Origin of the sequence: Pedobacter yonginensis (assembly GCF_003173595.1) — a bacterium.
Taxonomy (GTDB): Bacteria; Bacteroidota; Bacteroidia; order Sphingobacteriales; family Sphingobacteriaceae; genus Pedobacter; species Pedobacter yonginense.
Genome location: NZ_QGNZ01000003.1, coordinates 280,436 through 303,795 on the forward strand (window position 1 = coordinate 280,436; position 23,360 = coordinate 303,795).

A 23,360-nucleotide genomic window follows, 5' to 3' on the forward strand; every position below is an offset into this window, starting at 1 on the left:
TGAAGAGAAATATGTATCGAATGTTATTGTTGCTCTTCTGGCACTTCAATTAAACGCCATTCTGATAACTGAAATAAAGATCCACTACCAATGGCTGAAATGCTGATTCTGTAAAACTTGTATAGCACCTTATTTTTGAAACTGTAGGTTTTTGTTAGGTTGCGTCCAGAGAATGTTTCACCTGTTCTGGTATCTAAATCTACCCAAGTGGTGCCATCTAACGATCCGCTAAATTTCCAATCCTTTGGATCTCTACCTGGTGCATCATTTCCAGAGGTTAAGGTGTATGATGCTACTTGCTGTGGAGCCGGAAAAGCCAATTGCATGTAAAAGTTAGATTGAAATGGGTTGATTAGGAATTTCGAGTTGAAATCGTTGTCAACCACCTTCGCTGATCCTTCAGAACTTGTAGCGCCTCCAGAGCTTTCAATGTTTACCGATAGCGCGGCCTTCGCCGTTACATCTACTTTTGCTTTCCAGGTAAAAAGATCTACTGCTGGGTATTCTTCTTTACCACATCCAAGCAATAAAATCAAGACTGCACAGAGCCCGATCGTGTTCTTGGTCATTTTTAAAAAATTCATAATTAGTTAAATAAAGTTTGATAGTTGTGAATTGTGTTTTGGATAATGGCAGACCAATAGATGATACCCCAATGCAATCGGTTGAAATAATTTGTATTTAATGGGTTGCAAACTTGCTTGATTGATCGCGCGACTCCATTCCTATTAATTCAGAATCAGCGTTTCTTAAAGTAACTTGCAAGTTTTCCGTTTTCCCATCTGAGCCACTTGTTCATCGTGTTCAGTTCACAAAATCAAATCAGCGCTTTTACACCTTGGTGTTTTGGTTTTGTAAAAGGCTGGAGATTGACAACATTGTATTCATTTTTTTGGTGTGAAGGAGTTAATCTTCACTTCTGCTCAATGAGCTGGCTTGGTGTAGTTTTAGTTGAGTTTCTTCATACAGTTTGGTTTAGGTTTCTTTCAGTTAGTTCGTTGTTGCGCTCTTGTTAGCGTATTTGGTTTTTCAAAATTTGGTAAACGGAAGATAGTTTGTTATTTGCACAGCTAAAACGTTTTAGTATTAAAATCTAAAAAAAAACTGCTGGGTTAGGAGCAGAATTTATGGATTAGAAGTATTCGGTCAGACTAAAACGTTTTAGTTTCCAATTATAGAGATTTTTCTGGAAATGCAAATGCAACATATCTGTTACAGATGAAATTCATTCGATTTATGGCAAATTCTAGCAGGTATATTCCAAGAAAACAGAGATTTAGATTAATAAAAGCTTAACTATTTGAATATTTTATTGGCTTTTATTCAAATAGTTAAGCTTTTACCGACATATTATTAAAATTTTTATAATAATATACAAAACAGGGAAATTGGCAACTTTTAGGAAGCGATAGACTTAATTACAACCTCGCTGCAGCTTGCTGCGCCAATTAAAGCGGCATGTTCTTTCAATTCTGAAATTTTTATGGCCGTATCTATGCCATTCCCTTTCAAGGTGGCAATTAATTCTGGTGCAAAGGCATCAAAGGCTTGCGCAATGTTACCCCCAATAATCACCATATCAATTTTTGATTTTTTGATAATTGGGATTAAAAACTGTGCGAGGTTATAGCCAAACTCCATGAAAACTCTGGTGGCTAAATGATCAGCATGAACAATGCTCACCAACTCTTTTACGCCATCTAAAGTTTGACCGCTTAATTGATGATATCGTTTCACAAACCATCGGGTGGATAGGTAATCTTCGGCAATGCCATCGATAAATGGCGAGTTCCACAAATCGGCATCAACAGCCTTATCATCCATACAAATGGATGAACCTAGGCCTGTGCCTAAAGTTAAACCCAAAACGTGCGCATTACCTTTGGCGGCGCCCGCAAAAACTTCGCCCTGCAAAAAACCCGCGGCATCATTTATAAAATGAATGTTTTCTGCTGGTATTTTGAGTCTTTCTGATAACTCTGCCTTTACATTTACTTGGTATAGGGCTTTAAATTTATCTTGATCTTTTATTAAAGAAATTCCTTTTTCGTAATCGAATGGCCCTGGCATGGCAATACCCAAATGCCTTGCTAAATTGGGGATTCCATCAAATGCATCATTTATAATTTTGCACCAAGCGGCAAAAATAACTTCCTTACTTTCTTGAGCATTAATTGCACTCCTCCTGATCGAATTATGGATTAATGTTCTTGTTTCTAAATCTACCAAAGCAGCAGTAATATGCGAACCGCCTATATCTACACCTAATGCCACGGACTTTTCCATTCTATATCTATCTTGTATTAACTTATTCTTTTTCTATTGGCATTTGTAATGAATGCCTTCATCCTATTTACTTAACGAAAATGGTTTATCATTTTCATTTAAACCTCTTTTTAAGGCGGGTTGGCTATCCATTTCTAACTTTAATGTACCGCCCTTCATGATATCGCTGTGCGTAATAAAATTTTTGGTGTAAACTTTACCGTTTAGCTTGGCACTTTTTATATAAACGTTTGTTGGGCTGTTTGCTGGTGCATCTATTATAAATTTTTTGCCGTTTTCTAAATTGATGGTAATTTTCTTAAATGCGGGGCTACCCAACACGTATTCGCCGGTGCCAGGGGTTACACTGTAAAAACCTAGGGCACTTAACACATACCACGATGAGGTTTGACCTTGATCTTCATCGCCAGGGTAACCGTTTTCTGTTGCATCGTATAATTTGTGCATCACCTCACGGGCATGAAATTGTGCTTTCCAAGGTTGGTTTGCATAGTTGTATAGGTAAACCATGTGCTGAATGGGTTGGTTTCCATGTGCATATTGCCCCATGTTTGCCACCACCATTTCGGTCATCTCGTGTATCATCCCCCCATAGGTACCTACGTTCACTTTGTTGGGCTGACTAAAAACAGAATCGAGTTTTGCAGTGAAATTTTCATTGCCTCCCATTAGGTTGATTAAGCCTTTTGTATCTTGAAAAACCGACCATTGCCAGTGCCATGCATTGCCTTCGGTGAAGGGGCCACCCCATTCAGTTGGGTCGAAATTTTGCGACCATTGGCCGTTTTCGTTTTTGCCTCTCATAAATCGGGTTGAGGGATCGTACACGTTTCTATAATTGTACATGGGTTTTTCAAAAACTTCCATATAATGTTTATCGCCGATCATTTTTGCCAATTCGTAGGCACAATAATCATCATAAGCGTATTCTAATGTTTTAGCTGTGGCTTCTCTGTATTTTGGATAAGGTACATAGCCTATTTTATTGTATTCTGTAACTCCATCTCGCCCATTTGCTGGCCCCCAAGGGCCCTTGTTCATGGCTTCATGGTAATAGGCATCAAGTGCTTTTTTCGGATCGAAGGTTCTGATTCCTTTGGCCCATGCATCGGCCAGTAGGGAAATGGCGTGGTTGCCAATCATGCTGCCTGCTTCGCTCGGGAATGACCATGATGGCAACCATCCGCATTGATTGTATGCCTCCAACATGGCCTGCATGTATCTTCCGTGCATTTCTGGCTGTACCAATGCATTTAGCGGGAACTGTGCCCTGAATGTGTCCCAAAAGCCTGTGTCGGTAAACATATAACCTTCGTGTACTTTTCCATCGTATGGGCTAAAATAATAAGGTTTTCCGTTTGGATCTAATTCGTAAAACTTACGAGAAAATAAACTTGCTCTAAAGTAGCACGAATAAAAGGTTTCTATATCGGCCTGTGATCCGCCTTCTATTTCTACTTTTCCTAGCGATTTATTCCAAACGGCTGCTGCATGTTCTTTGGTATTTTCTAAAGTTTTATCGGCTCCCAGCTCTCGCTTTAAATTCAGCTCTGCTTGTGCTAAACTGATGTATGATGATGCTGTTTTTACCTGAACTTTGGCGCCTGCTTCAAATTGGATATATGCGCCTTTACCCAAACCTTCTGCCGAAATGGAATCTGGAGCAATGGTGTTCCCTTTATTTTCCCAAGTTCCATAGGCTTTAATGGGTTGATCAAATTCGACCACAAAGTAGCTTTTCCAACCTCTTTTAAAGCCCTCTCCATTATTTACATATCCTGTTATTTTATTTGCTTTCGGATAGATTTTCACACCGCTTAAGCGGGTGTAGCCATCTAAAATTAAAAAGCTTTTTTTGCCTTTTGGATAAGTAAAGCGGAGATGTGCGCCTCGCTCTGATGGTGCAATCTCTGTGGTGATTTGATTACTGAACTGTACTTTGTAATAGTTTGGCTTGGCAATTTCATCTGCATGGCTAAACTTGGCCTCGCGTTTGTTTTCATCTACAACCAATTCATCAACCATGGGCATAAATGAGAAAACCGCGTAATCTCTGGTCCATGAACTGCATTGATGGGCTTGTTGAAAACCTCTGATTTTATCTTTAAAGTATTGATATTTCCAGCCATCGCCATTTCTTCCTGTTTGGGGTGTCCATGTATGCATACCAAAGGGCAAAGCGGTGGTTGGGTAGGTATTGCCTCTGGTGAGTTCGTGTTTAGAATTGGTTCCCTGTAAAGTATTTACGTAGTGAACCCAATCTTTTTGTTGTGCCCATAATCCTTTTATGGATAGGCAGAATAAAATGGATGCAATTAATTTCAGTTTCATTTGTGTGTTTGTGTGTGTGTATTTTACCAGCGGAGGTTAACCTCTACCCCTTCGCTAAAATTTTCAAAGCCTAACAATAGTGTTTTCGACTGCTCGTCCCATTCGTTTTTGGTGAGCGCTATAGCTGTGCCGCCTCTGCTTGCCGTACAATTTTTTGGTTTTGCGGGCAGTAAAATCCGCATGATGTTTTTGGTATTGGATGGACTTTTGGCCATAAATTGGTAACTGTTTTTGGTTAAAACCTCGTCAGTTACCCGAGCCGCAGCGGCCAAAGTTTGTGGCTTGTTTTGATCTTCTACTTTAGCCATATCAAACAAATAGGCTTGGTTACCAGGCTGAATGCTTTTTTGCTGAATGACAGGTAATTCTGGATCGAACAAATCGATAAATATTCCTTCTAACACCAGGGGATCTTTGTTTTTACTCTCCTCTAAAACCGCTGCAATTACAAAAGGACCTCGCTTTAATAAGAAGTTATTTTTGGTAACAAATAATCCGGCTTTTGCTGATGTTTCGTAAGCCTCTTGAATGGTGGTGATAAAATCAGCATCGCCATTGGCTTTCATAACCAACTCTTTCGGATCTTGCCTAACAATATATACTTTACCCTTTCCTACTGGGTAGGTGGACTTATTGGCATTTTCGCCAATTCCCATTAAGCCGAACAAATGTTCTGATGGTGCATTAAAACTATTGCCACCAGTGTTCCACCATTCTTTAACATTCTGAAATGGATCTGTATCTCTACCATAATAAACCAAAACCCCACCACTCTTTACCCATTTTACCAACTCTTGATGATTTTCTGCACTAGAAGGTTTCATGTTAGAATAGGTCATAATCAGCACTTTCAAATCTTTCAGCGTATTTTTGTTGGCTAAATTTTCCATATGCACTGTTTCTACAGGGATGCCATGTTTTAAAAGCGGAATGGCCATTCCATAAAAATTAGATAAATACGGATCGCTGTAACCGGCATGGCTTGGGTAATTTTGAAACATTAAGGAGTTAGACAACAAAACACCAATCCCCTGGGTGCCGTTTAATTTATTTTTTGATAAGGGCATTTGGTTTAAGGAGTTCACCATTACCTGCATTTGTGTGGCATAAGCGGGAGAAATGGATTGTTTCTCTTTCATCCCTTCTACACTAAACTTACCCTGATAAATGCGATTGGGCCAAGGCATCACCTCATAATTATCTACCATCGGGTATAATAATTCTGCTGTGAAAGTGGCTTGATAATTAACTTTATAATCTTCCCATGATCTGGGTCTATCCTCTATTGGATCGGTTAGAAAGAATATTTTTCTTCCCGTTGGGGCGGTCATGGATACCATTGAACCATACTCCAAAAAAGCATTTTCGAAAACACGCTCTTTGCTTTTCCCATTGTAAAAAACAGGTTCTCGAGCGGTGCCTGTCCATACCTGAGCAATGTAGCCGTCCATACCATCTAAATTGGCCAAACTGGCTTCTGGACTAACAATATGCCACGATGAATAATTGAGTAAAGAATGTGTAGGCACAAAACACTTTACCCTTTTGCCTAGGCTTTGGCTATAATTTTTAACATAGCTAAAAACCTCTTTCAAAGCGTTAAAGTATAATTGGTATTTAAGTTTTGAGGATAAATAGGTAGCCTCCGGCGATTCGTGCTGCGCCATCCAGGGGAAACCATAATAATTTTGCCAGGCCTTTTTAAAAGCATCTCCGTATCCGGCTCTTGCCCAAAACTCTGGTTCTTCCAAATAAATAGCCGTTACGCCTGCATCAATCGCTCGCTTAACATGGGTTTTCATGTAAGCAATGTAGCTTGGGGTGGGTAATGTATAGGGCACGTTTTTACCATGCCAAATGGTTTCTCCGTTTTGCGTCATCTGGCCTTCATCCAAATGATTTTTTCCGTCCCACTCGCCCAAAAAATAATCTTTGTACTGTCCCCAGGCAATACCTGTCATAAACTGCACTTCATACCCTTTGTCTCGATAGCCTTTTACGCGTTCTTCAAAGTTGCCGTTGGCATCGTTTATGCCGTAAACCATGGCAATGTCTGAGCGAACATCATAATCTGCACTCCAAGGTGCAGCTACCTGGAATGAAGTTTTTTCTTTAGATTTTACCTGTGCCAAAACATTGCCTTGCGTAAAACAAACCACAATTGCAGTTAATATTAATGCGTAAAATGCTTGGTTTCTCATAGGATCGTGTGCTGAGATATTAGAGCAGGAAAACGTTTTTGTTTGGTTGGGTACTTGTAATTTTTGGCGATGCTTACAGGATTTAACCAAGAAGCAGCGCCAAAAAAGGTTTTATTTTTATTTAATATTCCATTGATCTGCTAAGAGTTTGATAAAATAACCGCCTACAACACTCCTCGCTTGGAAGCCCGTCATTTTTCCATCAGTAGTTTCATGCCAATCGCTTAGCGGAACTCGACTGGTCGTTTCATTTGCAAACTTGTAAATGGGCTTAATGAATTTCTGAAAGTCTGCTTCGTTATCGGCCAAGGTGGCTGTCCACATAATCCAATCAGATTTTGTATAGGTTCTACGGCTATCCAATGGCAAACCGAAATCTTTCTGTTTCGTTAAATAGAAGTTAATTTCCTTTTTATACACTTCAGCCGGGAAAAGATCAAGTTTTAAAAGTTTATCCCAAACCAAATTATATTTCTGGCTCCAGGTGTTTTTATCATTGAAGGTTAGCGCATAGTGGTCGCCATCATCGGCAAGTTTCATCCAGTTTTTGGCCATTTCTAGCGCTGCGGCTCTGTATTTCTTTGCAATTTCGGTTTTGCCTAATTTTTCGGCCATTTGGGCATAGCCACCCAAAGCCACGATTGCTTTTACTGATAAATTTGAGTTACGTGCTAAATGACCAGCAAAATCATCCGTACACAATTGATTGGCTGGATCGAAACCTTCTCTTAACAGGTAATCGGCCCAAACCGACATCACCTCCCAGTGCTTTTCTGCATATTTTGCGTTGCCTTCTGCCTTGGTTATGGCCGCAGTTAAAATAATCATGTTCCCAGCTTCTTCTACCGGCATATCTTCTCCATAAGTTTGACCATTTGCCAAAGGATAGGTTCCCAAGTCATGCGCAGCAAAAGGTTTTTTCCATTTCCCACTTTCTGAGTAGTAGAAAATTCCATTCAGCATACCTTTTAGCAGTTCTGGGTTGTACACCAAATATTGTGGAGCCGATGGATAGGTTACATCAACGGTATTGATAGAGCCATTACTGAAATTTTCTTTGGAAAGAAATAGGATATCACCATTTGGTGCATACACAATTTTGTGGGCGGCAACGCTTTGCCTGTATGCCAACTTACATAAATCGGCATATTCTTTACCACCTGCTTTTTTTGCATCGGCATAGAGCTTAGCATCAAAGGCGGTTGTTTTGGCTTTTAGGTTAGTATAATCGGCACTTGCTGTAGCCAATAGGTCTTCGAAATTTTCTTTACCAGATTGGTTCCAAACTGGCGACAATTTTTCGCCGAAGTACTCTACTGATTTTAAATCATCATAACCCAATAGAATGTACTTTTCTACAGGTGTAGAACTTACTGAGCCAAAAGGAATTACGCTGCCTAAATCTAAGTTTCTACTTTCTAAAACTTCTGCCTTTGCAGGATATTGAGCACTGGTGAAGCTTTTTAAGTTTGCACTTTGCTTACCAATGAACTGTTTTGCATTAAACTTTGAGGGAATTGCAACATAAACATATCCCCAATCGATCCGCACATCATCGCCACGTTTTTTTAAGATGGGTTGTTCTACTGTTCCGGCTTTTAAAATGGAAAGATTATTTTTTGAACTTTTCCAAGCGGAAACTTCCTGACCTGGGGTGTTAACAGCAAGATTAGATGAGGCACTGAAATAAACATCAACTTTATGGGCCTTGGCATCATTAGATTTAACGGTGTAGCTTATGTAGCTGATTGGTCTGGCGGTTAACTTAATGTCGTTTAGCAGTAATGGCGATGTGAAGGTGACCTGTAAATTTACCTTACCGCAGCTAAAAGTATAATTGGTTTTTGTAGCCTCTACGGTAACCCCGGTTTGCGTGGCCGATAAAATGTTAGATTCGCCTGGTATTTCTTCTACTATGCCGGCATCTAAATGGCGACCTCCAGCTGTATTTTTACAATGGATGGCCAAAATGTTTTCTCCAGATTTTAATGCGCCATCTGGAATGGGCAAATAGATATAATCCGAAACGTAGCCTCTTTTTTGATAAATGGTTTTTCCGTTTAAGAACACCACAACGTTATCATCGTGATTGAGCTTTAAATATTTCTTTGTGGATGATACGTTTGCCACTGTAAATTTCCTACGGAAGTAAAGATCATCGGTAGTCCATTTCGTTTTGGCCAACTGCCCATCGCCAAAAGGTGCTGCGCTTTTTTTCCATTGACTGTCGTTATATGCAATCGTATTCCAGCCATCTTCAGGCTTATCAAAAGTATAGTTGGCTTGGTAGCTTTGCTCATCTGTCGCGGGCAAAATGGTTTTATATTCTTTACTTTCTGAACCTAGGAAACGGTAAAATTGATCATCAACTTTGATTATACCCAATAGAGATTGTTCTTTGCCTGTCCAATGCTTGGTTACGGATTGATTAAGTTGATCGCTGAAGGACCAAGTACTGAAATAAGCATCATGCGTGATGAGTGGATAGGCTGGGGCTTTGTCTTGTCCGTTTGATTTTATACCGAACAGTAAGCATAATGCCAATAGGCAAAGATTTCTCATAAATAATTTATTTGGTTGATTAACTTCATAAAAGGTTTTACTAAATCAATAAGCCTCTGTTATTCAGAATTTTGACAAAAATAATCGTATCGCAATTTTGTTTGGAATATGGATTTTCAACGAATTAAAGTAAAACGTTTTACTAAATTCAATATTAGATAATTTTAACCCATATAGAAAAAGGCTTTGGTAATATTGATGTTACAGTAAAATATTAATCTCTGATGATGAGCTTGGCGGGGATGATTACTTGTTGGTTTTCCAACTTGGTTTTAGAGGATAATTGACTTAAAATCATTTTGATAACGGTTTCTGCAATTTCTTCTAGGGGTTGTTGTACCGTAGAAATACTGGGGGTGTGAAGTTCGAAAGCTTCGTGGTCATCATAGGCAATTACGGCAAAGTCATCACCAATTTGTTTGTTGATTTGTTTTAAAACTTTTAAGCCGCTAATCGCTAAATAGTTGGTTGCAAATAACACTGCATCAATTTTTTGGCTTTGGAGCAGGGCTTTTATTTGGCTAATGGTTGCTGCCTCCTCTTGGTTGAAGGGAATCTTTACTACTAAGTTATCGCCATAGGTAATGCCATGATCTTCCAAAGCTTTTTTGTAGCCATCATAGCGTTCGGTAATTTGTTGTACATCAATATCTGTTGTTACTAATGCGATGTTCTTTTTCCCCTGTTTAATAAAGCTTTCGATAGATTGGTAAGAGGCGTTAAAATGATCGGCGCCCACGTAATTGGTATCTACGTTGGGTAAGTTTCTATCAAATAGAATAACGGGCTTGTTATCGGTTAGAAGCATATTGATGTCTTCTTCTATACCTTTAATGGGCGAAATAATGTAGGCATCAACCTTTCTGGATTTGAACATGTTGATCAACTCTTTTGCTTTATCTACATTATTTTCGGTACTCGAATAAATAATTTTATATCCTCTTTTGTAAGCCTTATCTTCAATTAATCGGGCTATTCTGGAGAAAAAAGAGTTGGAAATGTCTTCAATAATTAACCCAATGATGTTTGAATTGCCTGTTCTCAAACTTCGTGCAATTTGATTGGGCTTATAACCGCTTTCCTCAATGATGCGTTCAACTTTTTCAATTACCGCTTCGCTTATGGATTTCTCTTTGGCTTTGCCATTAATAATGAACGAAACTGTGGTTATGGATACATTTGCTTGTACCGCTATATCTTTAATCGAAAGCGTTTTCATTTATGAAAGTGTTCTGTGTTTGGTTAGATACTTAACCAAAAATACGTAAAAATACTGATTTTAATTTTGGCTAAATATAATGGTTAATATTTAATTTTTTCATTGTTAATCGTTTTACATGATTTCACCTGCTTTTTTAGTTATTAATGGAGGTTTATGTAAAAAATAAATCCTTTTTAGACAACAAAGGCGTTTTACAGCGATTGTTTAAGCTGAGGGTATGGGATATGACAATTATTCTAAAATGAATAATGGGTTAACTGGGAGAGGATTGTGGAGCTGGAAATATCAGGCAGGACTTCATACAAAAAAAGGGATTCTGTAAGCCTAAATTTAATCTGAAAACTTTGAAATATCTAGATGTTTGGCCAAGACAAATGTTTGGCATAACAAACTGAGTGCTCCGCTAACGAAGACTGATTTCTTGCTTCTGGCATAATTATCTTAACAATTTGGTTGTTCTTCTATTTAAATATTCTTTAAATTCTGCAAAGGTTTTGCCTTTCGTATCTTTTGCAATTTTCTCTTTAACCGCTCTGAAGAATTTAACCGTGTCAAATTCTTTTTCTGTAGTATTTGCTTTATTATTCATTTGTTATAATATCTCTTGGTGAACGAATGTCTAGCTGAATGTGCCCATTTTTAACATTAATGGCATTGTAACCTCTAATTCTAAAAACATTTACGATATGTTTAAAATTCCAGCTCACTAAATAATCAACCTTATTTATTGTGGCACATGCAATGTGTCTGCAATCATCAATACTTGTTTCTCCAACTACTTTTTCTTCAATATATTCCTCAGCGAGCTGATTGATTTCTTCCGTAATTTCAACAAATTCCGTTTGATCAGGGCTGAGACTCAAAAAATGTTTTTAAACTTTCTCGGGTGCATTTTCCAGTTCATATTCACTAAGATCAGAGTAAACACAAATGACCTCTCCATTTTTAACCATCTCAAAAAGCAATTCAGTTTCTTTTTGGAATTCAATATCATAAACGCCACCAAATACGGAAGTGTCGAAGTATAATCTGGGTTTTCTCATTAACCAAATTTACAAATAAATACTTTGCTATCATTCGATTTTTGGAAGGGTTAATCTGAAATGCAAGCATTAGTTCACAAACACGTGTTAGATTTTTTGATTTACACAAATCTGTAACCGCAGCGTGATTTCTATCTAGTTTCCGTAAACTACAACATTCATAAGTAGCTAGACGATGTCACAAATAGAAGCCGCCCCTTGCAAGTTTATTTAATAACTAAAATGCCCTGTTAACAACAAAGGCGCTTTGCAGCGCCTTTGTTGAATTTGAATTAGTATCCTGGGTTTTGAACTAACTTCGGATTTAAGTCTCTTTGTCTTTGCGGTATAGGATATAAGTTTCTTGTTGCAGATGATGCGGTATGATCCCACCAAGTGCCAGTGGTAAACTTACCAAAACGAATCAAGTCATCTCTTCTAAATCCTTCAAAAATGAATTCTCTTCCTCGTTCTGCTAAAAGCTCATCTAACGTTAAACTTGCTGTGGTGTAAGCATTTGCAGGCCATGTTGCCGCTGTATAAGCACGTTGTTTACAGGTGTTAATTAAAGCCACTGCATCAGCAGTTGCTGCGCCACCGTTTTTACGCATTAAAGCTTCTGCCTTTGCAAAGTAAATCCAAGTTAAACGGTACACGTTCCAGTCGGTATTATTGTAGTTTGGATCTACATCTACCTTAACGCCATTCACTATGCCTGCAATTGAATTGCCCAGCTTGTACTTGTTAAAGCGAACGCCGCTATTTTCTTCACCTTCACTCATGTTCGAAACTGTAGAGCCTTTAGTGTTTTTCTGAATGTTATCTACAAAAGATAATGGTTTATCTGCGTATTCTACTGTACCCAACACTGGCGATACGCCATCGGCAAACTTAATTTGCGGACCAGCCAATAACCAATTTGTTTTGCGTAAATCGTCTGTACCGTAGGTTGTGTACACGCCTGGGATTAAAACGATCCCGTCGTTACCGTTTCTACCACCGCCATAAATGTCTTTTTGTGCAAAGTGGTAAAACTCGCCAGTCCATGATGGTTCGAACTTAGCTCTTGTATAATCGTATGCGATAGAGAATATAACCTCCTTCGATAAATCGTTGGTGTTTTTGAATTGATCTGAAATGTTCGGATCCAGTGCCATTGCACCATTCTGTCCTCCGCCTTCATTGTTAATCAATTTATCCGCAGCGGCGATACAATCATCCCAACGTGGGGTACCTGTCCACACTTCTGCATTTAAGTATAACTCTACCAACATGGCGTAACCACTGGCTTGAGACATACGGCCTAGCATGGCTCTGGAAAGTTTAGGTACGTTGTTGATGTTATCCAAAATCTCTTTCTCCACAAAAGCAAAAACATCTTTTCTACTTGTGGTGGTTGGATAAATCGGATTTGAAGGGTCAGCAGGTTCTGTTGCTAATGGAATGCCTCCAAAAAGATCCATTAATTTTAAAAAATGGAATGCTCGCAATAGTTTCAATTCTGATACATAGGCATTTTTTTCCTCTTGAGTGATGCCCATAGTCGAAATATCGCGGGTGCTGATGTTAGCGATCGGATCATTACAATATCCTACACCGCCGTACATTAGCGACCATGCATTGTTTATTCCGCCTTCATCAACTGTCCAACTGTGGTAGTGAAGTCTTTTCCACTTTCCACCATCCTCACCATGAGGGCCTTTTGTAGGCCAGGCCAACTGATCGCCAGAAAGTTCTGCCAAACGCCACCATCCATCTTGTTGTGATGGGGTTACCCATGCGTTTGCATGTGTATAGGGCCTTAAAACAGCAGATAGAACTTCATTTTTATTTGTATAAAATTTATCGGCTGGAATTACATCGTATGCATTCTCATCGAGCTTGGTACAAGCACTGCTCATGCCCATAACTGCTATTAATGCCGTATATATTATTGATTTGTTTTTCATTATCGTATAAATTAAAAGCCAACGTTAACACCAAATAAGAAAGAACGGGTACTTGGATAAGCACCGCGATTATCTACACCTGGGCCTAAACCAGTATCTTGTATGAAATCAGGGTCGTTACCGGTATAACCTGTAATGGTAGCTAAGTTCTGACCCGTTGCATAAACGCGGAGGTTACGAATTAATTTGGTTTTCAATTTGAAATTGTAACCCAAAGTAACCTCATCAATTTTCACATTTGTTCCATTTTCCAAATAGTAATCAGAGTACATAAATGTATCGTTGATTTGGCTGTACTTATCGAACGCCGAGCTTAAATAGTTAGACCCTTTAATAGACGGATTGCCATAAGTTAAAGCGGTTGTATTTAAGATTTGGTAGTCGAATTTACCTCTTAAAAACACTCTTAAATCCCAATTTTTGTATGCAAAGTTGGCGGTGTAAGATGCGTAATACTTCGGAATCGCATTGCCAATTGGTGCTAAATCGGTTAGGTTTTTGTCTTTTGAATAGTTGATCTTATCGTTGGTAACCGCTTCGCCGTTTCTATTGAAGAATAACCATTTGCCTTCAGCATTAAAGCCTGCAAAACGTTTACCCCAAAATACACCTAAATCTTCTCCTTCGTAAGTGGTAATGGCATCACCTAAATCTCCAGCGCCACCAATTCCTCCAAAGGTCTTGTATTTAACGGTATAGATGTCGTTAGAATAAGAATCTAGCTTATTTTTAATGGTGCTTCCTGTAAAGTCCATACTGAAAGTGAAATCTTTATTTTTCACAGCCGTATAACTTAAGGCCAATTCAATACCTTTTGAAGATATGGTACCTACGTTGGCAAAAATAGAGGATTGAACGTAAGGTGGCTGAGGCGTAGTATAAGTATCCAATAAATCTTTTGTTGTTCTATCGAATAAATCTAATGAACCGGTTAACTTGCTATCAAACAAAGTGAAATCGGCACCGATATTGGTTTCGCGTTTACTTTCCCATTTCAAGAATGGATTGGCATTTCTGGTAGGCCCGTAAGTTTCGCGGTATGAACCATCTGGATATAAATATTTTCCTCCTGTGCCTAAAACTACTCTCGATGCATTGTTCTCGAAACCAGAGTTACCCGTTACCCCATAACCCACTCTTAATTTTAAATAGTTAACCCATTTAATGTTTTTCATGAAGTTTTCTTCGGTAACATTCCAACCCACCGATACGGCAGGGAAACTACCCCATTTGTTGTTGTCTCCGAAACGTGATGAACCTTCTCGTCTTAAAATAAATTGAGCTAGATATTTTCCATCAAAGGCATAGTTAATACGACCAAAAAAGGCAATTAATGTATTGTCGTTTTTAAAACTCCCGATAGAAGCTTTACCATCCGCCAATGCCTGACCTTGATTTAAATTATCTTCATTGAATTGATCGTTTAAGAAACCACGATTGTTGGCATCTTGTCCTTCTTCGATATAATAGCGGTAACTGTAACCTGCAACGGCCGAAATTGAATGTCTTTTGGCAATAACGGTATTGTAAGATAATGTTGGCTCTAATGCAAATGCTTGAGATAAGAAATTACTTTTGAACGCATAACCACCGTTTGGATAGTCGCTATTTTCAACAGAATTTTCACTTGCAAGTAATGCGTAACCACCATCTAAATAGCTGTTTCTCTGCACCGATCCGAAAACGGATGCTTTTAATCCAGTTATGATATCCAAATCTGCTTTCATATCGGCAGAGCTGGTTTGTTGCTTACGATAATTTGTTTCCTGAAATAATCGAGCGTATTGATTGGTGCTTTGATTATCGAAGTAATAGTTACCATCTGGTTTGAAGATTAAGGTAGTTGGATTTTTAGCTTGTTCTTCTTCCCAACCGCCACCGCCTAATAAGTTGGCATTGTTAAAGTTGGTTGCCAAATTCATCTGAATGTTCAGCTTATCATCCAAACCTTTCTGGTTTACATTTAACCTCAACGTATATTCTTTACGTCCGTTTTCTTTCGCAATACCTTCTAAATCGCGGTAATTGATACTGGCACGGTAACTTGTTTTATCCGTTCCGCCAGAAAGTGAAAGGTTATGGTTTTGAGAAAAATTAGCCTTGTTAACCAAGAGATTATACAAATCATTGTCGCCGCCTCTATCAATCGCATCAATTTGGCCTGAAGCAATTTTAGCTCTAAACTCATCAGCTGTTAAAAAATCTAACCTGTTTTGGATAAATTCTTTACGGATGTAGCCAGAATAATTAAAGGTTGGCGCACCTGGTTTTCCTTTTTTGGTGGTAATTAAAATTACCCCTGCATTTGCACTGGTACCATAAATGGCTGCTCCTGATCCATCTTTCAAAACATCAACAGATAGAATGTCGTCTTGTTGAAGTAAATCTGGATTACCACCAGGAATACCATCGATTACAAAAAGCGGACTTGAACTCCCGGTTACGGAAACCACCCCACGCAATTGTACGCTGGGGCTAGAGTTTGGGTTTGAACCACTTGCACGTGTAATGTTTAAGCCAGCGACCTTACCTTGAATTAAATCGAGGGCGTTTCTGGATCCACCCTGCCTAAACTGGGCGGTATCAATGTGCGCAACGGATGAGGTAACTTCTTTGGTTTTCAGGGTACCATAACCTACCACCACAACTTCATCCAGCTTTTGCGAATCGGATGGTGCTAATTTTACAGATAATGGCGTACTTCCATTCCCTGCAGGTAACGAACGGGTGGCATAACCGATATAGCTAAATTCTAAAATATCGGTAGGCGCTGATACTTTTATGGAAAACTTTCCATCTTCTTGGGTAACGCTTCCACCTGTTTTACCACGTACTTTAATTCCAACGCCAGGTAAACCGATGTTTTTTTCATCTAATACGATTCCCGTAATGGTGTTCTGACCTGCTTGGCCAGTAGGCGCCGCTACAGCCGCTGGTACTGCGGGTTGCGCTGGTGGGGGTGTTGCAATAACTGGACTTGCACCGCCTAAAGGGTTCACGGGCGCTTTTACCGAATCTGCAGGTTTTGCAACTGGTACTTTTTTGCTCGTGTCTTTTTTGGAGGTGTCTCTTTTAGTTGTGTCTTGCTGAAAATAAAGGCTGTAGTTTTTGTTTTCGCTCTTTAACCTTGCAAACAACTGGGGGCTTGAAAGTAGGATCAGGCATAGGAATCCTGATAGCCTAAGTAAAATGTTTTTCATTGGCACTCACTAGTTTAGTTTATAATTGATTACGCAATGCGGCCAATAATTCACATAATTAACGAGAGCAATAGGATTAATTAGATATGATTAGGATTTCCGCAAAACGATTTAGTAACGCCTTAAACGGGGTTTTGTTTTATAAAAAGTGAAAAATATGCTAAAAAGTTACATTGATGAAATTAATTTCCGTTGAGGTATTGGAAAATCAATTTTGCAGTTTTTTGTGATGCGCCTGGCTTTCCCATCAAATTTAGAAGCTCGCTATAATGGTTTAACATTTCGGCTCTACCTGCTCCTTCTAATATTTGAACCAATTCTTGATTTAGTTTGTCGGTATTACAATCTTCCTGAATCAGCTCGGTTACAATTTTTTTATTTACAATTAAGTTAACCAAGGAGATAAACTTAATTTTGACCAACATTCTTGCAATAGCAATGGAAACTGTACCACCCTTATACACCACAACCTGCGGAACGGTAAACAAGGCGGTTTCTAAAGTGGCTGTACCCGAAGCTACAATTGCAGCATGGGCATGATGCAATAAATTATAGGTATTGTTAAATAAAAGATGGATTTTTTTATCGCCGATAAATTGCTGATAGTAACTTGTGGTAAAGGTAGGTGCTGCAGCAATGGCAAACGCATATTCTGGGTACCGATCTGTAACACTTAACATCGCAGGCAATAATCTTTCAATCTCTTGTTTTCTGCTTCCAGGCAATAGAGCGATTATTTTTTGATTACCCAATTGATGACGTGTTCTGAAATTTAAATCGGGTGTGAACTGGGCAATTTCGTCTAACAAAGGATTGCCCACATAATCTACCTCCATACCCCACTGCTTATAAAAATCTACCTCGAAGGGCAATATGCAGAACATCTTATCTACATCCCGCTTAATTTTTAATACTCTTTTCTGGTTCCATGCCCAAATTTTTGGTGAAATGTAATAGCAAACTTTAATTCCATTTTTTTTGCCAAACTCGGCTATTTTTAGGTTAAAACCAGGAAAATCAATCAATACTAATACATCTGGCTTCCACCTTAAAATATCTTCTTTACAGGCTTTCAGGTTTTTAAAAATGGTACGCAGATTTAACACCACTTCGGTAAAACCCATAAACGCCATATCTGCATAATGTTTTACCAATTCGCCCCCCTCTGCCTGCATCTTATCTCCACCGAAATATCTAAACACGGCATCGCCATCTTCTGCCTTTAAGGCTTTCATTAAGTTGGCTCCGTGTAAATCGCCTGATGCTTCGCCGGCTACGAGATAGTATTTCATTTTTGTGGGTTATGGAGTTTTAAGTATAGAGTATAAAGTAACAAGTATCAAGTATGAAGTAGCAAGTAAGAAGTATCAGATATAAAGTAACAAGTATCAGGTATAAAGTAACAAGTATCAGGTATAAAGTATCAAGTAAGAAGTATTAAGTATAAAGTAACAAGTATCAGGTATAAAGTATCAAGTTCTAAAGTAGCAAGCATTAAGTATTAGGTTGGGAGATGGGTTTTTGGTTGAGCGGTTATTTTTATAAAACTTTGTAAAAGAAAAAGGCAAATGCACATAAAAAAGTGGCTGCTAAAATTCCTCTGCCAATGTTTTCCTTATTGTATTTAAAAAAATATTGCATGGTGTAAGCATTTACTGCAATAGCACCAATATATAATAAATCTGCCTTTGCTAAATAGGCTACGTGGGTAATGATGTAGTAGGCTACAGCGCATAAAATAGCAGGTGTTATCAAACCAATTGCTAAGCCTACCCAAACAGAGTTATTGATGTTTCTAAGTTTTTCGTTCATTATATAACTCAATTAACCTAAGTTTAAGCCATCGGGACTCGAGATTTTGTGCTTGGGTTCTGCACCCTTTGTATGATCATTTGACCCAAAATCCCAACTGTTTAAGGTTTGGATGGCGTGGTGCGCAGTTAAATCGAACTGTACAGGCACAATTGAAACATAGTTGTTTTCCAATGCCCACACATCAGTATCTTCGCCTTTATCAAAATTTTGGAAAACCCCTGTCAACCAGTAATATGGACGTTTGTAAGGGTCAATTCTTTCTTCAAAATCTTCTGCCCATTTGGCATTTGCTTGTCGGCAGATTTTAATTCCTTTTAAATGATCGCCTTTCGGGAAATTTACATTTAACAAAGTGCCTTCGGGTAAGCCGTGTTCTAAAACCTGCTCGCAAATGGATTTTATATATTTTTTGGTGAAACTAAAATCGGCATCAGCAGCAAAATCATCTAAGGAAAAACCAATAGATGGAATTTTTTCTATTGCCCCTTCTACAGCAGCAGACATGGTTCCTGAATAGATTACATTAATGGAATTGTTCAATCCGTGGTTAATTCCTGATACGCATAAATCTGGCTTTTTGCCTTTAAAAATTTTGTTGACTGCAATCTTAACACAATCTACTGGCGTGCCACTGCATTTGTACATTTCTACCCCTGGATAAAGATCTACCCGATCAAAACGAATGGGCTTACCAATCGTAATGGCATGTCCCATCCCACTCTGCGGACTATCTGGTGCTACCACCACAACATTGCCGATTTCTTGCATTACCTCCATCAAATTTTTAATCCCTGTGGCGGTAATTCCATCATCGTTTACAACTAAAATATTGGGTTTTGTGCTTTGCTTTGTCATGGCAGTAAAAATACAGATTATAAAATTTAAGGCACAATAAACCTTAATTTTAAATCTACAATTGCTAAACGACTAATAATTTAGTTATTAATTTTAAAATCGATTTCATTCCATAAAATAAACCATCTATATTTGGGTAAATAACTTATTCAAAATGAAGCTTCTAGTTGGTCATTATCCCGCCAAATAGAATTCATGCTCATAAAACCAAATCCAAACAAATGAAGTTAAAACTATTTACTTTAGCTTGCTTTCTAATCACTGGCTCATTTGCCCAAGCGCAAACCAGTTATCAGTGGAAAACAGGAACATCTGGTGGTTATACCTTTAAGTATGTAACCAACGACCCAACCAAAACCCGTTTTTACACCCTAAAAAACGGCCTTACTGTAATTTTATCGCAAAACAATAAGGAACCAAATATTGTGTATAAAATGGCGGTTAGAGCGGGTAGCAATACCGATCCAAGAACCAACACGGGTTTAGCCCACTATCTGGAACATTTGTTATTTAAAGGAACCGATAAGTTTGGTACCTTAAACTATGCGAAAGAAAAACCGCTTTTAGATAAAATTGAAGCGCTTTACGAAACCTACAATAAAACGACCGATCCGGCAAAACGTAAAGAAATTTACAAAGAGATTGATAAAACCTCTGGCGAAGCTTCTAACTATTCTATCGCAAATGAATACGATAAAATGATGAAGGCGATTGGTAGCGATCAAACCAATGCACACACATCAGTTGAAGAAACCGTTTACGAAGAAAATTTACCTTCAAATGCCATCGATAAATTTTTGGCCGTTCAAGCTGAACGTTTCCGTGCTCCTGTTTTCCGCATTTTCCATACAGAGCTTGAGGCCGTGTATGAAGAAAAAAACATCGGTATGGACAACGATCAACGCAAAATGTATGAGAAAATGCTTTATGCTTTGTTTCCAACCCATAATTATGGCCAGCAAACAACCATCGGTACCATCGAACATTTGAAAAATCCATCTTTGGTGGAAATCAGAAAATATTACAACAAGTATTATGTGCCAAATAACATGGCGCTAATTATGTCTGGTGATATTAATTACGATGATTTAATTAAAAAAATTGATAAGGATTTTGCTTACATGGTGCCAAAACCATTTGCGCTGTACAATCCGGCTCCAGAGAAACCTTTAACTACCATTCAGAAAGTGGACATTAATGGCCCGAGTGCTGAAAGTTTGTATGTGGCTTATCGTGGTTTTGCTCAAAATACACAACAAAGCTTATTGTTAGATTTAATTGGAAGCATCTTATCAAATGGTAAAGCAGGATTGCTTGACATTAACTTAAATAAACAGCAAAAAGTTTTAAGAGCGGGCGCAGGTTACAACCAAATGAAAGATTATGGAATGTTCATTTTATCTGCTTCTCCTAAAGCGGGCCAAAGTTTAGAAGATGCCCAAAAATTATTATTGGAGCAGATCGACCTATTGAAAAAGGGCGAATTTGATGAAAGCTTAATTAAGGCTACGGTTGCGAATACAAAATTAGGCGAGCTCCAGGCTTATGACAATAATGATGCGCGTGCGGAAGCAACCATGAATGCTTTTATCCAAAACAGAGGTACAGAATGGGATAAAACCTTATCATCAACCGATGCGATGGGGAAAGTTACCAAAAAAGAAATTGTAGATTTTGCGAATAAGTTTTTCATCAACAATTATGTTTCTGTGCTTAAACACAAAGGTGAAGATAAGAGCATTATCAAGGTAGAAAAACCAAGCATTACCGCTGTTAAAACCAATGTTAATGAGGTTTCGCCTTTTACAAAAGAAGTTATTGCATCGCCAGTAAAGCCAATTACGCCTAAATTTTTAGATTATACCAAAGATTTAACTTTGGGTAAAGCAGGCATTGCAGATGTGATTTATGTACAAAACACAGAAAACAGTATCTTCCGTATGAGCTACCGTTTCGATATGGGCTCTTATAACTCTAAATTGTTGCCTTATGCGGCTCAGTATCTTACCTTTTTAAGTACGGACAAATATTCTGCTGAAGACATCAGCAAGGCTTTCTACAACATTGCTTGTAACTACAATGTAAATGTGGGTACAGATGTAACCACGGTTTCTATTAGCGGATTACAAGAGAACTTCGATAAAGCGGTAGCGCTTGTTGAAGATGTTTTGGCGAATTGTAAACCAAACGAAAAGGCCTTAGAAGATTTGAAAGGGCGTTTGTTGAAATCGAGAGACAATGCCAAATTGAACAAAAGCTCAATTCTTGGTGGTTTAATGAGTTATGCTCAATTTGGTGCAGATAACCCATTTAATTATGGCTTAAGCAATGATGAGATTAAAAACATGAAATCTTCTGATTTGATTTACATCTTGCATTCGTTAACCAGCTATAAACATACCATTACCTATTTTGGTCCAAAAGCTTTACCTGCTTTTACTGCCGATATTACCAAGGTGCATACTTTGCCTGCCTCGTTTACAGCGGCAGAACCAATGAAGAAGTTTACTTACACGGCTACAAATGCTAACAAAGTATATTTTGCCGATTATGATATGGTTCAAGCAGAAATTCGTTGGGTACGTAACGGTGGCTTATATGATCCTGCAAATGCTGCTAAAATTAGTTTATTTAACAACTACTTTGGTGGTGGTATGGGCTCCGTAGTGTTCCAAACCATTCGCGAATCTAAGGCATTAGCTTATTCAACTTTTGCAGTTTATTCTTCGCCTAACAGCAAAGAAAAAGAAAACACCATTGTGGCTTATGTGGGCACACAGGCCGATAAAATGAATGAGGCAGTGGCTGGAATGAATGAACTGTTAACTACTTTGCCTGAATCGGATAAATCTTACGACTTATCAAAAAATAATGCATTAAATGGTTTAGAAACGGCTAGAATTACGAAGGATGGAATTATTTATGCTTACCTGGCAGATAAGAAATTAGGTTTCGATCACGATTCGAGAATTGATGAATACGCGAATTTAAAACCTTTAACTTTTGCAGATATTAAATCTTTCCACCAAAGTAATTTGGCTGGAAAACCATACGATTACTGTATTGTTGCTTCGGAAAAGAAAATCAACATGGCGGACTTAGAAAAATTCGGCCCGGTTACTAAATTAAGTTTAGAGCAGATTTTCGGATATTAGGCAGACTTAATTTTTAAGAAAAAGCGATTCTCAGAAATGGGAATCGCTTTTTTTATTGCTTTTTATTTTACTTTCCAATTTTCTTAAGGTTATTGCCTGTGCTTTTTAGGGCCCAATAAACCAAAACGGGTTGAAAAAATAAGCGCATCAATCTTTTTGAATCGGTATCTAAACCAAAAGCGCTTCTCTTATTGATATATTGTGAAATGTTACCCGGAAATACGGCAACGAAAAAACTTGCTGCAACAATTCCGACGAGTTTCTCATGCCTTTTGGGCGCTATAACAAGTGCGGCACCCAAAGCAATTTCACCTATACCTGATAATACTACCGTATCATCTTTCTTTAAAGGCACCCAATCTGGCACCTGTGCTTTAAAGTCTGTTCTGGCAAATGTTAAATGACTGATGCCTGCAAATAGTAGTCCAGCGCCTAAGGTAATTCGCGCTATATTTTTCAAACTTTCATTTTTCATGACTTCGGGATTTGCATACAGGTGGCAAAAACTATTCCAAGGTGGGGACAATGATGGTAGTTAGTCTCCTCTATTGAGGGCCTTAACCACCAGGGAAGATAAATGTGAAATAGTGAGATTATGCGCTCTTGTATTTACGAACGCCTATCATTTGAAAACGAATTTGGCTTGAAAATTTGCCACGGAAGCACGGAATACACAGAAAAGATAACTTGTAATCGTACGCTTAGGTACTTTTGTATTTACGAACGCCTATCATTTGAAAACGAATCTGGCTTGAAAATTTG

Annotated in this window: 16 protein-coding genes; 1 reads left to right on the plus strand and 15 read right to left on the minus strand. The window is 38.3% G+C overall.

The window, feature by feature from the left end:
• Positions 1-23: 23 nt before the first annotated feature.
• The 14 genes from DHW03_RS12850 to surE all read right to left on the minus strand — a co-directional run bounded on the left by DHW03_RS12850 (position 24) and on the right by surE (position 19,443).
• A complete protein-coding gene (locus tag DHW03_RS12850; RefSeq protein ID WP_165825418.1) occupies positions 24-569 on the minus strand; it encodes a discoidin domain-containing protein in 546 nt (181 codons plus the stop codon).
• 829 nt (positions 570-1,398) lie between these two features.
• Entirely contained in the window at positions 1,399-2,286 is an 888-nt protein-coding gene (locus DHW03_RS12855) for an ROK family protein (RefSeq protein WP_109926254.1), read from the minus strand.
• A gap of 63 nt (positions 2,287-2,349) precedes the next feature.
• A complete protein-coding gene (locus DHW03_RS12860) occupies positions 2,350-4,617 on the minus strand; it encodes a GH92 family glycosyl hydrolase (protein WP_109926255.1) in 2,268 nt (755 codons plus the stop codon).
• 23 nt (positions 4,618-4,640) lie between these two features.
• Positions 4,641-6,818, minus strand: coding sequence for a hypothetical protein (locus DHW03_RS12865; RefSeq protein WP_109926256.1), 2,178 nt, complete (start codon positions 6,816-6,818; stop codon positions 4,641-4,643).
• Positions 6,819-6,935: 117 nt separating this feature from the next.
• A complete protein-coding gene (locus DHW03_RS12870) occupies positions 6,936-9,380 on the minus strand; it encodes a glutaminase family protein (protein ID WP_109926257.1) in 2,445 nt (814 codons plus the stop codon).
• Between the two features lie 214 nt (positions 9,381-9,594).
• The gene (locus DHW03_RS12875; RefSeq protein WP_109926258.1) at positions 9,595-10,599 is read right to left on the minus strand and encodes a LacI family DNA-binding transcriptional regulator; all 1,005 of its coding nucleotides are present in this window, start codon (positions 10,597-10,599) and stop codon (positions 9,595-9,597) included.
• Positions 10,600-11,038: 439 nt separating this feature from the next.
• Entirely contained in the window at positions 11,039-11,191 is a 153-nt protein-coding gene (locus DHW03_RS19335; RefSeq protein ID WP_165825419.1) for a hypothetical protein, read from the minus strand.
• A complete protein-coding gene (locus tag DHW03_RS19435; protein ID WP_205941007.1) occupies positions 11,184-11,465 on the minus strand; it encodes a PIN domain-containing protein in 282 nt (93 codons plus the stop codon). Before DHW03_RS19435 ends, DHW03_RS19335 begins: the two co-directional genes overlap by 8 nt.
• Positions 11,466-11,474: 9 nt before the next feature.
• Positions 11,475-11,645, minus strand: coding sequence for a hypothetical protein (locus tag DHW03_RS19440; protein WP_205941008.1), 171 nt, complete (start codon positions 11,643-11,645; stop codon positions 11,475-11,477).
• A 272-nt stretch (positions 11,646-11,917) separates the two neighbouring features.
• The gene (locus tag DHW03_RS12885) at positions 11,918-13,573 is read right to left on the minus strand and encodes a RagB/SusD family nutrient uptake outer membrane protein (protein ID WP_109926259.1); all 1,656 of its coding nucleotides are present in this window, start codon (positions 13,571-13,573) and stop codon (positions 11,918-11,920) included.
• Positions 13,574-13,584: 11 nt separating this feature from the next.
• Positions 13,585-16,773 carry a SusC/RagA family TonB-linked outer membrane protein gene (locus DHW03_RS12890; protein ID WP_109926260.1) on the minus strand — a complete coding sequence of 1,063 codons (3,189 nt, stop codon included), beginning with the start codon at positions 16,771-16,773 and terminating at the stop codon, positions 13,585-13,587.
• A 182-nt stretch (positions 16,774-16,955) separates the two neighbouring features.
• Positions 16,956-18,065 (minus strand): lipid-A-disaccharide synthase, encoded by a 1,110-nt coding sequence (lpxB, locus tag DHW03_RS12895; protein ID WP_109926261.1) that lies wholly within the window; start codon positions 18,063-18,065, stop codon positions 16,956-16,958.
• Between the two features lie 247 nt (positions 18,066-18,312).
• Complete coding sequence (locus DHW03_RS12900; protein ID WP_109926262.1) at positions 18,313-18,585, minus strand: stationary phase survival protein SurE; 273 nt, start codon at positions 18,583-18,585, stop codon at positions 18,313-18,315.
• Positions 18,586-18,597: 12 nt separating this feature from the next.
• Positions 18,598-19,443, minus strand: coding sequence for a 5'/3'-nucleotidase SurE (gene surE, locus DHW03_RS12905; protein ID WP_109926263.1), 846 nt, complete (start codon positions 19,441-19,443; stop codon positions 18,598-18,600).
• 221 nt (positions 19,444-19,664) lie between these two features.
• Here surE and DHW03_RS12910 point away from each other — a divergent pair, with 221 nt between their 5' ends.
• Positions 19,665-22,598: a M16 family metallopeptidase gene (locus tag DHW03_RS12910; protein ID WP_109926624.1), complete on the plus strand. Its 2,934-nt coding sequence runs from the start codon at positions 19,665-19,667 to the stop codon at positions 22,596-22,598.
• 67 nt (positions 22,599-22,665) lie between these two features.
• On the opposite strand, the gene DHW03_RS12915 is transcribed toward DHW03_RS12910, so the two are convergent.
• Complete coding sequence (locus DHW03_RS12915) at positions 22,666-23,073, minus strand: DoxX family protein (RefSeq protein ID WP_109926264.1); 408 nt, start codon at positions 23,071-23,073, stop codon at positions 22,666-22,668.
• Positions 23,074-23,360 lie beyond the last annotated feature (287 nt).